The following is a 280-nucleotide window of genomic DNA, read 5'->3' on the forward strand; positions in this document are numbered from 1 at the left end:
CGCCCATACCGGGTCGCGCGAACTTTTTCGCCCCGGCGTGCTCGCCATCGCGCTCGGCGTTGCCTTTGGCGCATCGAAGCTCTTCGGCGTGTCTCTTGCCCTCGGTGCATTCTTTGCGGGCATGGTGCTCTCGGAAAGCGAGCTCAGCCACCGCGCCGCTCAGGAAAGCCTACCGCTTCGCGACGCGTCTGCTGTTCTCTTCTTCGTGTCCGTCGGCATGCTCTTCGATCCGAACATCCTGATCGACAAGCCGCTGCCGGTCCTGGCGACTGTCTTCATC

At 63.2% G+C, this 280-nt stretch carries 1 protein-coding gene; it reads left to right on the forward strand.

Annotated elements, in window-relative coordinates:
* A partial coding sequence (locus ACPYOJ_RS35190; protein ID WP_481420361.1) for a cation:proton antiporter domain-containing protein occupies window positions 1–280 on the forward strand: 280 nt, incomplete at both ends.

Source organism: Rhizobium sp. SVR5-9E, assembly GCF_056755095.1.